The 14,431-nt window shown below is 36.9% G+C and carries 13 protein-coding genes; 8 read left to right on the top strand and 5 right to left on the bottom strand.

Annotated features, from left to right (window positions below; all coding sequences use genetic code 11):
• Positions 1-214: 214 nt before the first annotated feature.
• On the top strand, positions 215-1,063 hold the full coding sequence (locus IE155_RS16805; protein ID WP_189379417.1) for a formate dehydrogenase accessory sulfurtransferase FdhD: 849 nt from the start codon (positions 215-217) through the stop codon (positions 1,061-1,063).
• A gap of 33 nt (positions 1,064-1,096) precedes the next feature.
• On the opposite strand, the gene IE155_RS16800 is transcribed toward IE155_RS16805, so the two are convergent.
• Positions 1,097-1,552: a methylglyoxal synthase gene (locus tag IE155_RS16800; RefSeq protein WP_189379416.1), complete on the bottom strand. Its 456-nt coding sequence runs from the start codon at positions 1,550-1,552 to the stop codon at positions 1,097-1,099.
• Between the two features lie 124 nt (positions 1,553-1,676).
• Here IE155_RS16800 and IE155_RS16795 point away from each other — a divergent pair, with 124 nt between their 5' ends.
• The 4 genes from IE155_RS16795 (at position 1,677) to IE155_RS16780 (ending at position 5,770) form a co-directional block, all read left to right on the top strand.
• Positions 1,677-2,726, top strand: coding sequence for a zinc-binding dehydrogenase (locus tag IE155_RS16795; protein WP_189379415.1), 1,050 nt, complete (start codon positions 1,677-1,679; stop codon positions 2,724-2,726).
• A 101-nt stretch (positions 2,727-2,827) separates the two neighbouring features.
• The gene (locus tag IE155_RS16790; RefSeq protein ID WP_189379414.1) at positions 2,828-3,715 is read left to right on the top strand and encodes a DMT family transporter; all 888 of its coding nucleotides are present in this window, start codon (positions 2,828-2,830) and stop codon (positions 3,713-3,715) included.
• A gap of 94 nt (positions 3,716-3,809) precedes the next feature.
• Complete coding sequence (locus IE155_RS16785) at positions 3,810-4,292, top strand: FKBP-type peptidyl-prolyl cis-trans isomerase (RefSeq protein WP_189379413.1); 483 nt, start codon at positions 3,810-3,812, stop codon at positions 4,290-4,292.
• Between the two features lie 167 nt (positions 4,293-4,459).
• On the top strand, positions 4,460-5,770 hold the full coding sequence (locus IE155_RS16780) for an amidohydrolase family protein (RefSeq protein WP_189379412.1): 1,311 nt from the start codon (positions 4,460-4,462) through the stop codon (positions 5,768-5,770).
• A 55-nt stretch (positions 5,771-5,825) separates the two neighbouring features.
• Here IE155_RS16780 and IE155_RS16775 read toward each other — a convergent pair whose 3' ends face one another.
• The gene (locus tag IE155_RS16775; protein ID WP_189379411.1) at positions 5,826-6,323 is read right to left on the bottom strand and encodes a helix-turn-helix transcriptional regulator; all 498 of its coding nucleotides are present in this window, start codon (positions 6,321-6,323) and stop codon (positions 5,826-5,828) included.
• 105 nt (positions 6,324-6,428) lie between these two features.
• On the opposite strand from IE155_RS16775, the gene IE155_RS16770 reads away from it, so the two are divergent.
• Genes IE155_RS16770 through IE155_RS16760 form a run of 3 tightly spaced genes read left to right on the top strand, consistent with a single transcriptional unit; the run spans position 6,429 to position 10,920 of the window.
• Entirely contained in the window at positions 6,429-7,550 is a 1,122-nt protein-coding gene (locus IE155_RS16770) for an efflux RND transporter periplasmic adaptor subunit (RefSeq protein WP_189379410.1), read from the top strand.
• A complete protein-coding gene (locus IE155_RS16765; RefSeq protein ID WP_184422612.1) occupies positions 7,551-10,628 on the top strand; it encodes an efflux RND transporter permease subunit in 3,078 nt (1,025 codons plus the stop codon). It abuts the gene before it with no gap.
• Complete coding sequence (locus tag IE155_RS16760) at positions 10,618-10,920, top strand: DUF3240 family protein (protein WP_189379409.1); 303 nt, start codon at positions 10,618-10,620, stop codon at positions 10,918-10,920. Before IE155_RS16765 ends, IE155_RS16760 begins: the two co-directional genes overlap by 11 nt.
• Positions 10,921-11,004: 84 nt before the next feature.
• On the opposite strand, the gene tsaA is transcribed toward IE155_RS16760, so the two are convergent.
• From tsaA to metG, 3 genes are all read right to left on the bottom strand, one after another.
• On the bottom strand, positions 11,005-11,724 hold the full coding sequence (gene tsaA / locus IE155_RS16755; RefSeq protein WP_189379408.1) for a tRNA (N6-threonylcarbamoyladenosine(37)-N6)-methyltransferase TrmO: 720 nt from the start codon (positions 11,722-11,724) through the stop codon (positions 11,005-11,007).
• 16 nt (positions 11,725-11,740) lie between these two features.
• Positions 11,741-12,115, bottom strand: a complete 375-nt coding sequence (gene rcsF, locus IE155_RS16750) for an Rcs stress response system protein RcsF (protein ID WP_184422606.1) — start codon at positions 12,113-12,115, stop codon at positions 11,741-11,743.
• Between the two features lie 158 nt (positions 12,116-12,273).
• Positions 12,274-14,310 (bottom strand): methionine--tRNA ligase, encoded by a 2,037-nt coding sequence (gene metG / locus IE155_RS16745; protein ID WP_189379407.1) that lies wholly within the window; start codon positions 14,308-14,310, stop codon positions 12,274-12,276.
• Positions 14,311-14,431: the final 121 nt, after the last annotated feature.

Below are 14,431 nucleotides of genomic sequence, written 5' to 3'. Positions count from 1 at the left end.
TGATTTCCTTAATCATTTTATCAAGCTGCGTCCTGCGTCTCAGAGTTTTTTTAAATTTATATTGATAACCTTGAATCTTAGTGTAACGTAAAGTTTTATATTTTCTCTATTTTCTCTATTTTTGTTACTTAGCTTAATTAAATTTTATAATTATTTATGTGTGAACATTAGCTCGTTATAATTATTGTATTGTTAGTCGCTTCACTGGATTATTTTGAGAAAAACAACAGAAAATTTATTTAAACAGTTAGTTACAGATACAGCTACGAATACCGAGTTGGATACTGTTATTTGTGAACAGCCTTTGCAAATTAACTTGGTTATTTCAGGTGATGGTACTGAAAATGGAAGTAATGCGTTTGTATATACGCTTACCATGCGAACGCCTGGAGATGAACAAGCTCATATCACAGGATTGTTGTTATCTGATGGTGTAATTACTAATAAACATCAAATTCTTAGCATGCAAAACGATGAGGACGACAATAGTCAAGGTAACCTTTGGGAAGTAACATTAATTGCTAGCTGTAAAGATAAAATCAAACCTATAAATAAATACCAAACTACTTATAGTAGTTGTGGCTTATGTGGTAATACTTCCCTTAAAGCTTTAGAACTACAAGGAATCCCCCCTTTATCGAACAGACGAAACTGGTTAAGCAAAAAGCAGATTCATCAAGCAGGAAAGTTGTTATTTAATGTGCAACCTTTACAAGCTTTAACTGGCGGCGCTCATTGCGCTGCTATGTTTGATGAAAATTCCGAACTTATTGAAATAAAAGAAGATATAGGTCGACATAATGCGTTAGATAAATTAATAGGTGCTTTAGCTATTAATAATAAAGTCATTCGTAATGATGATTGTTTTTTATTAATATCAAGTCGAGTTAGTTTTGAAATGGTACAAAAAACATTAGTGGCAGGTAGTCCAATACTTATTGCCCTAGGCGCACCTTCAGCATTAGCAATTCAAGCTGCTAAACGATTTGATTTAACCTTAATCGCCTTTTTAAAATCAGATAGCTTTAATGTATATCACGGCGATTGGCGACTAAGGTTGTAAATACGTGCCAATTAAAATATGTAATTAAGACTTTTATGCACGGCTTTCTAGATAGCGCTCATAATCAGGAATCGTCTTCTCATAGGTATTGGAAAATAATGGCGAGCTGATAATAAAATCAGCGCTGGCTTGATTACAAGCAACAGGAATATTCCAAACCGCGGCAAGCCTTAATAGCGCTTTTACATCAGGATCGTGAGGCTGTGCTTCAAGCGGATCCCAGAAAAATATCATTAGATCGACCTTACCTTCAGTGATCATCGCTCCAATTTGTTGATCACCACCTAATGGGCCACTTATAAGCTTGCTTACTTTTAGATCGGTTTGCTGGGAAATTTTAGTACCGGTTGTACCGGTAGCAAACAAAGTATGGGCTGAAAGTTGTTGTTGATAACGTAAACACCAAGTGATTAAGTCAGCCTTCATGTTGTCGTGTGCAACAAGCGCTATTTTTTTGGCTGCCGGCGCTGTAATACTTTTAAATTCCATGAGTTACCTAATATTGTAAGTATATTAATGATGAACAAAGCTATTGTATGTGGAGCAATTTATAGTGAAAAAAGTTTCAATAGTCTTTACCATAGCAATCAATAATTAAAATAAAAAGAATAATATGACAGTGAAACAATCAATTATCAAAAATCAGGGATTGGCTTTAGTCTTAAGTGAAGATGAAAGTTTACTTTCTTCTCAACGCCTTAATTTAATTGAAAAAGACATACCTGTCTTAAAAAAAGGCCAAGTCTTAATTAAAATGCTAGCTAGCCCAGTTAACCCTTCCGATCTTGTTTATTTGCTTGGAAAGTATGGCTTACCTCCACAAGATAATGCTTACTGTGGCTTTGAAGGCGTTGGTATAGTTGTTGATGCCAATGCGGGAATTTATGGTAAATGGTTAACAGGTAAACGTGTGGCTATTTCCGCGCAACCAGGTATTGATGGGGTTTGGGCAAAATATGCGATTACGAAAGCCAATTTTTGTTTACCTGTTCGAAACGATATTCCTGATGAACAAGCAGCTACTTTAATTGTTAATCCTTGCACTTCAGTTTGTATGGTTGATAGAGCAGTAGAGTTGGGCGCTAAAAGCATTGTTATCAATGCGGCAGCTAGTCAAGTAGGTAAAGGTGCCATTCGTTATGCTAAGCGTTTGGGCGTAAAAACCATTGCAACAGTGAGAAGTCAAACCAATGTTGATGTTTTAACGACACTTGGCGCTGATCATGTTTTAAATACTATGGATGAAAATTTCGATCACCAATTGAAAACATTCGCTAATGAATTGCAAGCGACAGTATTACTTGATGCGGTTGCAGCTGATGATACGCCACGAGTATTAAAAGCCATGCCAAAAGGTTCAACTGCAATAGTTTATGGCCGCTTAACTGAAACCCATGACCCTATTGGTGGACGTTTTTCTGTGGCAGATGTTATTTTTAGAGATATAAAAATAGAAGGCTTTTGGTTAGCAACCTATATCGGTAAAGCTAAACCATGGCAGGTATTGGCATTAAGTAAAAAAGTGCAAAAGCTCTTTGCTTCTGGTGTTTTCAAAACAGATATTTATGCCACAGTTGGTTTTTCTGATTTTTCTAAAGCGATAGATCATTACGCCGAGCATAAAAGTGACGGTAAAGTGATATTACTTCCTCAGCAAGATTAATACATCAAGGCCTATAACTGAAATATTTTTGCGCATTTTATACTTGGTTTTATAGAATAATTTAGCTAATTGATAACTCTTTTCATAACGTTGGAATTTATTTGGAAACTTGGATTGCATTTACTTTACTTGCTGCTTTCATGCAGGCTGTACGAACAGCAGGTCAGAAAAAATTATCTGTTCATTTAAATTCAATGGCCACCACAGGCGTTCGTTATTTATATGCATTGCCTTTTGCTATTATTTATCTCGTATTTCTATTGGAATTTCGTCAGCAATCATTACCTGAACTTAACCCTCAATTTTTACAATATGCCTTAATTGCATGTGTGATGCAGATCGTTGGTACTGCATGTTTAGTAGCCGCATTTAAATATAGAAACTTTGCAGTTGCCACGAGTTTGGCTAAAACTGAAGCTATACAAGTTGCCATAGTGGGCGCATTAGTTTTTTCAGTATCAATGAGTTTTTTAGGCTGGCTTTCTGTGGTTATTGGTGTTGTTGGCGTTCTCATTTTGTCGAAAGTAAAATTTACCTTTAAAGATATTTTTCAAAACCCTGGTGCAGGCTTTGGTTTAGCGTCGGGATTAGCACTGGCAATAACCACGTTGTTAATTCGCGAATCGAGTTTAGCACTTAATATCGATTTAATGGTAAGTGCCGCGGTTACATTAGTGTTTATGATCACGGTTCAGTCATTCATTTCGGTTATCTATGTGTGGTTACAAGATAAAAACCAGCTTAGTTTAATGTTTACTCATTGGCGTTTATGTCTATTTGTAGGTATAACCAGCGTTTTAGGCTCCATAGGTTGGTTTACTGGAGCAAGTTATCAAAACGCCGCTTATGTTAAAGCTTTAGGGCAGGTTGAATTTTTTATTACTTTATTTTTAACCTATCGTATTTTTAAAGAAAAGATAACATTAATGGAATATTTGGGGATGGCATTAGTCATTGCTAGTGTCATTATCTTATTGCTTTGGGCATAACAGCGGTAGGGGTATCAAAATTTACTTTGGCAGCGATAATATCTTTGTTAAACTTGCGCGATTATCACCTTATACAAAGCAAACTGGACAATTAATGAAAATAACAGATAACAAAGTAGTGCAATTTCACTATACGTTAAAAGATGAAGCGGGCGAAGAAATTGAAAACTCGTATGAAAGTGATCCTTTAGCCTACTTGCATGGTCATAAAAATATGATTGTTGGCGTTGAAAATGCGTTAACCGGTAAAGAAGCAGGGGAGAAGTTTTCAGTAACATTACAACCTGCAGACGCTTATGGTGAACGTCAAGAAGATGCTATCGAGCGTGTGCCAGCTAAGCATTTACAAGGTGCCACTAAATGGAAACCAGGTATGACAGCTGTAGTTAATACTGAACAAGGTCAACGCCAAGTGACTGTTGTGAAGGCAGGGCGCTTTATGGTCACCGTTGATATTAATCCACCACTTGCAGGTAAAGTGTTAACTTTTGATTTAGAGGTGGTTGATGTACGTGATGCTACTGACGAAGAAGTTGAACATGGACATGCTCATGGCGTTGGTGGTCATCACCATTAAGATTATTTAAATCGTTAATTTTTTTGAAAGGCCAGCATTTGCTGGCCTTTTTAGTTTTGTTGTTCGTCGTAAAATCATGCTTATTTAAGGTAATTTACTTGCTAAATTCTCGTTGGTTGCTAGTTTAACGTAGTAACTATTAATAATAATGATAAAAGTGAGGGTTTATGAAACGACTAAAAATAAATACGATAAAGTTTTCTTCAGCTTTAACATTAATGGCGCTAGCGACTAATGTTTGGGCTAACACGCAAGTAATACATGCAGGTGAATTACTAACAATTCCTGGTAAAAAACCACTTTCTAAACAAACGATTGTAGTAAAAGATGGCAAAATAACCCAAGTTACATCAGGGTTTGTTAACGCGAAAGACATCGCGCAAGACGCTACCTTGATTGATTTATCATCGAGTTTTGTGATGCCTGGTTTAATGGATTTACATGTACATTTACAAGGGGAGCTAGGTCCTAAAAACGACAGCGAAGCCTTAAAAATGTCGTCACAGCTGATGCAAATGAGATCTCATATGTTTGCTATGCGAACATTAAATGCGGGTTTTACTACCGTACGTGATGCAGGGTCTAGTCCCCAAGAAATGTATGCTTTACGAGATGCTATTGATAATGGCTGGATCCAAGGACCAACCATCATTGCTGCTGGTGGTGTAGGTATCACTGGCGGACATGCTGATGTAAGTGGCGTTAGCCCTGAGCTAATGGAATTTCATGATGACAGCAATAAAACGGTTTGTGATGGACCATTTGATTGTCGTCGTGCTGCCCGCCATGCAATTAAATACGGAGCTAATTTAATTAAAATAACCTCAACGGGTGGTGTGTTGACTGATCGTGCAACAGGTACTGGTCAACAGATGGAAATGGATGAGTTAAAAGAAGTCGTACTAGCCGCTAAGCGAATGGGAGCGAAGGTTGCCAGCCATGCGCACCAAGAAGATGGCATTATTGCAGCATTAGAAGCGGGTGTGGCAAGTATTGAGCACGGTACTTATGCGGGCGAAAAATCTTATAAGTTATTTAAAAAGACAGGTGCTTATCTTGTCCCGACACTACTTGCTGGTGAAACCGTGTTGCAAATGGCTAAAAACACAAATGTGTTAAGTGAATCACAAAAAGCTAAAGCAATTAAAGTCGGCACTGATATGAAAGGTAATTTCGCTAAAGCTTATAAAGCCGGTGTTAAAATAGCGTTTGGCACCGACAGTGGCGTGTCTCAACATGGCACAAATGCACAAGAAGCCGTACTGATGTTTAACGCTGGCATGCCGGCAGCCGATATTATTAAATCAGCGACGGTAAATGCTGCTGATTTAATCGATAGAAGTAGTAGCCTAGGTACACTTGAGGTAGGGAAAATGGCTGATATTATTGCCACACATGGTAGCCCACTTAACAATATTGAAGAATTACTTGATGTTGATTTTGTAATGAAAGCTGGTGAGGTTATTAAGAGCAAATAAGTCTACTTTGACTTTAAAGGGTAGTAAAAACTATCTAAGCTTTATTTGCTGCCCTTTAATTTGTCACCATAAAATCTTCTAAAAACCAAGCTGCCAATTCATGACGACCTTGAACACTGGCTTTACTGTAAATAAGAGAAGCTTGTTGGCGAACTGTTTTTTCTTTAGTATTTCGTAAACCGCTTATTTCTTTAAAACTTAAGCCTTTCAATAATAGCATAGCCACTTCTTGTTCGCTTTTAGTTAATCCCCAACGTTCAAATTGCGAGTGAATTACTTCTGCATATTGAGTACGTGCATTGATCATTTCTGTTGAAATATTTTTAAGCTTGTCGTCTGAGATCATCAATTCATTTTTTAATTTGGCAACATTCGATGATTTTGCATAGATATCTTTAATTAAAAAGATAGCGCCAATACCAGAGACAATAACAATCAAGCTTTCAGAAAAAATATGCCAGGCAGGAACACCTAATGATATATCTGTTAATACATCAAAAAAATTAAGTACCATAATTATCATTAATATGGCAGCGATTACTCTGTCGTTCATTTTATTCTCTTTATTTCAAATGCTTATAATTACAATGGGCAAATGTACCATAGCAAAAATATTGACACATGTCTGATGAATTACCAAAAATAAAGGGTAAGATGGATGCATCTACCGTTAAAAGTTATCGATGTATTAACTATGTTAAATCTTATATTTAGTTGGAAATTTGTCACTACTACTCTTAGCACTACTGTCAATACGGCTTTATTAATTGTGTTATCACTTTTATTGAGTGTACATAATGTTAAAGCTAACGAAAATATACCTACAGTTTCTCTGTCCAGTCTTGGAGACTTTCAAACAGAGTTTACAACTATTGAGCCTGCAAATTTTCTTAACGGTCAAAGTTTAACAGGAAAAGTAACTTTTAGAACCGGTGAAAATTATTCAGTATCACTTCCTTTTGGCATACAAAAAATTAGTTATTTAGTAAAAAATGGTTCAACTGTCGGTAGAGGAGAAAAAATTGCCAAAATTGAAGGATATGAGGTACATCATTTCCTTGATGAATATGAATCTGTTAAAGCTATCTTCTCAGCATCAGAGTTGCATTATTTAACGAATAAACGTCATTTTAATGATAAAACTCTTAAAAGTTCAGAATGGCTAGCTATATCTCAAAGCTACTTTGATGCTAAACTCCAACTAGAGCACTTTAACCATCAATTGTCATTTTTAACAGTTGATGAAAATGAAAATGTGTATTTTATTAGCCCTGAAAATGGCATTGTTAGTTTAAAAAATGTAGAAAATAGTAAGTCTGTAAATGATTTAGCATTTGAAATTATTAATCCTGAATCTGTTAAGGTAGAAATACTTATCCCAATAAGCCAACAACAAAACCTTTCGCATTTTGTTGTGTCTTCAAATTGCCAATTAGTGATTAAAAACGTTGAGATGTTGGCCAATAAATACCACAGCAGGGTATGGGCAAGCCCAGCAACAAATAACTGTAATTTCAGGTTAGGACAAACGCTTACAGTATCACCCGTCTATCACTTTGCTGGATACAAAGTTCCTTCGTCATCAATATTCGAGTTTGAAAACCGTGATTTTATTGCGGTAAAAATAGTGGACAAATTACGCTTTTATCCACTAACTATTGCCAGCACTGATCAAGAAAATACGTATATTATTACTAATGAAGATATCAGCAATAAAGAAGTGCTAGCAAGCTCAGTAAGCATAGTTCAGGGCATTTTGCTCAAGTTAGGAGCAGAGTAAATGTTGAATCTCTTAATTAAGTTCTCCCTTACTCAGCGACTTTTTGTCAGCATATTTCTATTCATTGCTTTGTTTTTTGGTGCTAAGGCATGGTTGAGTATTCCAGTAGATGCATTTCCTGAAATTTCGCCTACTCAGGTTAAAATTGTACTGAAATTACCCGGAATGAATGCGGTAGAAATAGAGTCACAAGTTACTAGAATTATAGAAACCGAACTACTCGGTATTCCCTCGCAGGAAATGCTGCGCTCTACCACAAAATACTCGATTACTGATATTACCATTGACTTTAAAGAAGGCACTGATATTTATTGGGCTCGACAACAGGTTAATGAACGTTTAATGAGTGTGATGCCACTTTTACCTGCGAATATCAGTGGCGGAATCGCACCTATGAGCACGCCATTAAGTGAAGTATTTATGTTTACCGTTGATAACGATGATTTATCGTTAACAGCTAAGCGCGAAATACTTGATTGGCATATTCGCCCATTATTAAGGACTGTTGAGGGCGTTGCAGACGTTAATAGCTTAGGTGGCTTTGTGAAAACGTATGAGATAAAACCTGACGTGTTAGCAATGCAACAATACGGAATTAGTTTTGAAGAGATTGAGACCGCGGTTATTCAATCTAATAAAAATGGGGGGATAGGGCGCTTAATTAAAGGTAATGATGCCTTGATACTTCGTACTCAAGGTAAGTTTGAAAACATAGAATCAATTGGGCAAACCGTTATTAAAAGCGTTGATGGCAAGTTCATACAATTAAAAGATATTGCCTCTGTAGGTATTGGTGCTTTAACGCGTTATGGCGCTGTAACTAAAAACTCAGAAGAAGCAACTCAAGGGCTTATTATTGCGCTTAAAAACAGTAATACGGCTCAAGTTATTGACGATGTAAAAGTAAAATTAAAAGAAATTGAGTTATCTTTACCTGCGGGTACCACTATCAATGTATTTTATGACCGTTCAACATTAATTGACACTGCTATAACAACCATTACTAGTGCATTAGCACAAGCGGTAATTTTAGTGATTGTTTTACTGGCAATATTTTTAGGAGATATTCGTTCATCGCTTGTTGTGTCGCTGTCTTTACCTATGTCAGCGCTACTGACTTTTATTTTGATGAAGTACTTTAACCTGTCAGCCAATTTAATGAGTTTAGGAGGCTTAGTTATCGCAATAGGTATGTTAGTTGACGCTTCAGTTGTTATTGTTGAAAATATTTTAAATCGACTTGCCTTAAATCAAAATTCGCCTCGTTTGCATGTAATTTATCGTGCTTGTAAAGAGGTTGCTACACCTGTATTTTCAGGTACGCTAATTATTATTATTGTATTTTCTCCTTTACTTACCTTGTCAGGTTTAGAAGGTAAATTATTTACCCCTGTCGCATTAACGATTGTTTTTGCAATGATCAGTGCTTTGTTATTGTCGTTAACAATTATACCTATACTCGCCTCATTTTTATTAAAAGCGGGTCCGGTAGCACAGCCCCGACTCGTGCTATTTCTTCAGAAAATTTACGGTAAAACGCTCGAAAGTGCGATACAAAAACCTAAAATGTTAATCATGGTTGGGGTTTTGTTTCTTGTTGTTAGTATTTTTCTGGTTCAGCAATTAGGCAAAAGTTTCATGCCGGTTCTAGATGAGGGCGATATTATTGTGCAGCTTGAAAAGTCACCTAGTATTTCATTGCCTGCATCTATCGATATCGATAAACAAATTGAAAAAGCTTTATTAGCTCAAACACCAGAACTTGTTCAGATTGTTGCACGAACGGGTTCTGATGAACTTGGACTTGACCCTATGGGATTAAACGAAACAGATGTTTTTATGGAACTCGCTCCGAAAGAGCAGTGGCGATTTAATACTAAAGCAGAGTTAATTGAAGATATTCGTCAAACCTTAAAGCGCTTCCCAGGGATAAATGTTGGTTTTACACAACCCATACAGATGCGAGTTTCTGAAATGCTAACAGGAGGTACAGGTGATATATCAATAAAAATTATCGGTAACGATATCAGTGTACTAGCGGACCTTGCGAAGAAGGTGTCAGCACTAGCTGAAAAAACTAGGGGCGGCACTGATGTACAAATGGCAATTATTGAAGGCGGTAAATTTGTTAATATAACGCTTATTCCGGAAGTGGCTAGCCAATTTGGTTTAACTATCGAGACATTAAGTCATTACTTAACGTCACAAATTGAAGGGTTACAAGTATCAAGCTTACTCGAAGGCAATAAATCAATACCTATTATGTTCAATGGCCTTAAGCAGAGTACTGAAAATACTAATACAATTAACTCTATAAATGCGTTGAAGTCGCAGTTAATTTTAATGCCTAACAATCAATTAATACCACTTGAAGAAGTTGCACAAGTAAGCTTTCAAACGGGGCCTTTATTAATAGAACGAGAGAAAGGAAATAGATTCGCCTCCGTGAGTGTTAACGTGATTAATCGTGACGTGGTGGGTTACGTTGAAGATCTTAGTAACCAAATTAAAAATACAATTAACTTACCCACCGGTTATTCGCTTTCATTTGGTGGAGAGTTTGAAAGCCAGCAAAGAGCCACTAATAACCTATTATTACTGATACCTATCGCGTTAGGGCTGATTTTTATTATTCTATTTACTACCTTCAATTCAATAGCTAAGTCAGGTTTGATTATAGCTAATATTCCTTTTGCTTTAGTTGGCGGTATTATTGGTTTATACATTACAGATGAATATTTATCAGTACCTGCCTCTGTTGGTTTTATTGCGCTATTGGGAATTGCTGTTCTTAACGGTATTGTAATGATAAGTTACTTTGAACAAACTAAAATGTTTGCCACTGACATTACACGTCGAGTAATTGATGGAGCCATACGTCGCTTAAGGCCTGTACTGATGACTGCCACAACTGCAATGTTTGGCTTATTACCTCTCGTTTTTGCAACTGGCCCAGGTGCAGAAATTCAAAAGCCATTGGCCATTGTTGTGATCGGTGGCTTAGTCACCTCTACGTTTACCACACTGTACTTATTACCAATTTTTTATTGTTGGTTGGAGCAAAGAAATGCCAGATAATATAATTTTTTTTCTTAATGCACCTAAAAGCCTAGAAGATGAGGTTATTGATATACTTATGAGCTTTTCAGATATATCAGGCTTCAATTTGAAGGAAATTAATGGCTATAGTAAAAAACATAGCCTGTTTGATATTGCTGAGCAAGTTGAAGGCTTTCGCTCATTTTGCCAATTTGAAGTTTTGCTTCCTAGCCACCTATTACCAGAATTAAAAGGGTTACTTGCTCCTATTTGCCAACCTGCGAGGTTAAAATATTGGACAACAGCTGTGGTTGAAAAAGATCATTTTTAGTATTGGTAACTGTCACTAGTACATTATTAATGTGCTTTATTAAATGAACTATTTTATACACAGAAAAAGCAGCTATATAGCCTGTTAGATTGGAATGATATCAGTTACTTGAATTTGGTTGTTAGAATCAACATGCCACAAAATATTAAACTGATACAGTGCAATACCATACACTTTACTGTCTATTTGTTGTTTTTTATAAGCTGGGCGAGGATCTTGAGCTAACACTTGGCTAATTAATAGCTCAAGCTGAGGATACAAGCTTTGCTGTTGCTCAATTACCTGTTGTGCTTGCTCGCTAAAGCGTACATTTAACAACTCTGTAGGCGCGGTGTGAGCAAAGCCAGCATCTGCTGAACTTATAGCGTCTGAGTAGGGGATATAGGGTTTTATATCGAGTATTGGTGTTTGATCTAATAAGTCTAAGCCAGAAATATGTAGTATTACTTGTTGCTGCTCAACGGTTATTTCGTTTAAAGCAACCACCGACATACCAATAGGGTTAGGCCTGAAGGTGGATCGAGTTGCCAACACCCCCATTTTTTTATTACCGCCTAGCCTTGGTGGTCTAACTAAGGGCTTCCACCCTTGAATTTGTGTACCGTGAAACACGAAGATCAGCCAAATATGACTAAACTGCGCTAAACCTCTCACTAAGTCTTGGTGATTGGCATCGTTGAGTAACGTTATTGTGCCTTGAGCAGCACTTACTAGCCCTGGCTGGCGAGGAATGGCAAACTTTTCTTTATAGGGTGAATTGACTAATCCAATTGGTGCAAAATTGAAAGAAGATGGCTCTGTCATTATCAGTTGCTACTAACTACTTAGGCTGTTGAATAATGTAAGCTTTTGCATAACAAACTCTTGTTGCGATACATTGCTTATCTGCTTCGTTATTGGTGATCAAAGTGCAAGAAGTGAAAAGTACGGCATTAGCATTCATTGTTATAGCATTCTTTCTGGTATCTGTTCTCGCGTCTATTTCATTAGGGAGTTCATGGTGAGCTTTTAGTTGGCAAGACTGACCTTCAACAAGACCAATATATTTATAAGGCTTTGGCAACTCAGACTCATCTTTTATAATGCTAACTTTACCTACTGAAAAATACTCTCGAAAGTTTTCAGGATCAAGATTGCTATTAACGGTTATATTTTGAGAACAACTACTAATGGCTAAAATTAATAGCCCAATCATGGTTAGTTTCTTTGTGATGCACATTATCATTAATTAGTACCAAACTTATTGTTAAGATAAAAAAGGCAATGAATATCATTGCCTTTTTTAATTGTTAATGACAGTAGGGCATGTTGACCCTAATCGTTAAATATAATGAAGCTTAACCAGAATTCAGGTTATTTAACTCGCATACCAGGCTGTGCGCCTTCATCAGGATTGAGTATCCACAAGTCTTTACCGCCAGGTCCAGCAGCTAATACCATACCTTCTGACATACCAAAGCGCATTTTACGAGGGGCAAGGTTAGCTACCATTACCGTATGCTTACCAATTAAGTCTTCAGGTTGATAGGCCGATTTTATACCAGCAAATACTTGGCGAGTTTCTCCACCAAGGTCTAATTCAAGTCTTAATAGTTTGTCGGCTTTTTCAACATGCTCAGCATTAATGATTTTGACAATGCGTAAATCAATTTTAGCAAAATCATCAAACTGAATTTCTTCGCTGATAGGATCGTCAGCCAATGGTCCTGTTGCGACTGTTTTACTGTCAGTTTCTAACAAGTTTTCTTTTGAGTCTTCGATCATCGCATTTACTTTATCCATGTCAACTCGTTGTAATAATGCTTTAAACTTATTAATTTTATGGTTGGTTAATAGTGTTTTATGGCCATCCCATAATAACTCATCGTTAAGAAATTCTTCTGTACTCTTTGCTAGCTGAGGAATAACTGGCTTTAAGTAAATCATGATTATACGAAATAAATTAATACCAAGAGAGCAAATATCTTGTACTTCTTGCTGCTTAGTTTCATCTTTTACTAATTGCCATGGTTCTTTCACTGCAATGTATTCATTTACTTTATCAGCAAGCGCCATTACTTCACGCATTGCGCGAGAAAACTCGCGGGCTTCGTAATATGATGCAATGGTGTCACCCGCATTCATTACTTCATCAGCTAATGCTTGATTTTCAATGGTTGTTGATAACATGCCATCAAAACGTTTGGTAATAAAACTGGCACAACGTGAAGCAATATTAACAACCTTACCAACAAGATCAGAGTTTACGCGTTGCGCAAAATCCTCTAGGTTTAAATCTAGATCGTCAATACGGCTTGTTAACTTAGCGGCGTAGTAGTAACGTAAATATTCAGGGTTTAGATGATCTAAGTAGGTACGCCCTTTTATAAACGTTCCTTTAGACTTAGACATTTTCGCACCATTAACGGTAACAAAGCCGTGAGCGAAAACAGATGTTGGTTTTCTAAAACCTGCGCCTTCAAGCACTGCTGGCCAAAACAAGCTATGGAAATAAATAATGTCTTTACCAATAAAGTGATAAAGCTCAGCGTCAGAGTTTTCATTCCAAAAACTGTCAAAATCTATGCTACTGTTTTTATTGCATAGGTTTTTAAAACTACCAATGTAACCAATAGGAGCATCTAACCAAACATAGAAAAATTTGCCAGGAGCACCTGGAATTTCAAAACCAAAATAAGGCGCGTCTCGGCTAATATCCCACTGTTTTAAACCTTGCTCAAACCATTCTGAAAGCTTATTTGCCATTTCTTCTTGTAATGCGCCACTGCGTATCCAGTCTTTTAGCATGCCTTCAAAGGCCGGAAGGTCAAAAAAGTAATGCTCTGAATCTTTAAGTATTGGTGTGGCACCTGAAACTACTGAACGAGGGTTAATCACTTCTGTTGGCGAATAAGTAGCACCACAATTGTCACAGCTATCACCATTTTCGTCTTCACTTTTACATTTTGGACAAGTGCCTTTTACGAAGCGGTCGGGTAGAAACATACCTTTTTCAGGATCATAAAGCTGAGAAATGGTACGTGTTTTAATATGCCCTTTGTCATGTAAACGCTTGTATATCTCTTCTGAAAACGCTTTGTTCTCTTCGCTGTGTGTAGAATGATAGTTATCAAAGCTGATGAGAAAGTCACTAAAGTCAGCCATGTGCTCTTCACGTACACCCGCGATCATATCTTCGGGTGTTACACCTAGCTCTTGTGCTTTAAGCATAATTGGCGTGCCATGTGCGTCATCAGCACAAACGAAGTAGGTTTCATGGCCACGCATTCGCTGAAAGCGTACCCAAATATCTGTTTGAATATGCTCTAATAAATGACCCAAATGAATTGAACCATTGGCATAAGGAAGGGCGCATGTAACTAAGATTTTACGTTTATCTACTGATTGCATACAAGTCTCTAACGCTGACTAAAAATTAAGGTGGTAATTATGGGGGGAATGGTACAGAATTTATGATAACTTTTCATTAATAATTGTTGGCTTTTAGTGGCAATTAGTAATTTAACTCGAT

It is taken from the genome of Thalassotalea profundi (genome assembly GCF_014653195.1).
GTDB classification, from domain to species: domain Bacteria; phylum Pseudomonadota; class Gammaproteobacteria; order Enterobacterales; family Alteromonadaceae; genus Thalassotalea_B; species Thalassotalea_B profundi.
The sequence above is the reverse complement of the archived record's forward strand: the minus strand, read 5'-3'. Positions and strand labels throughout refer to the sequence as shown.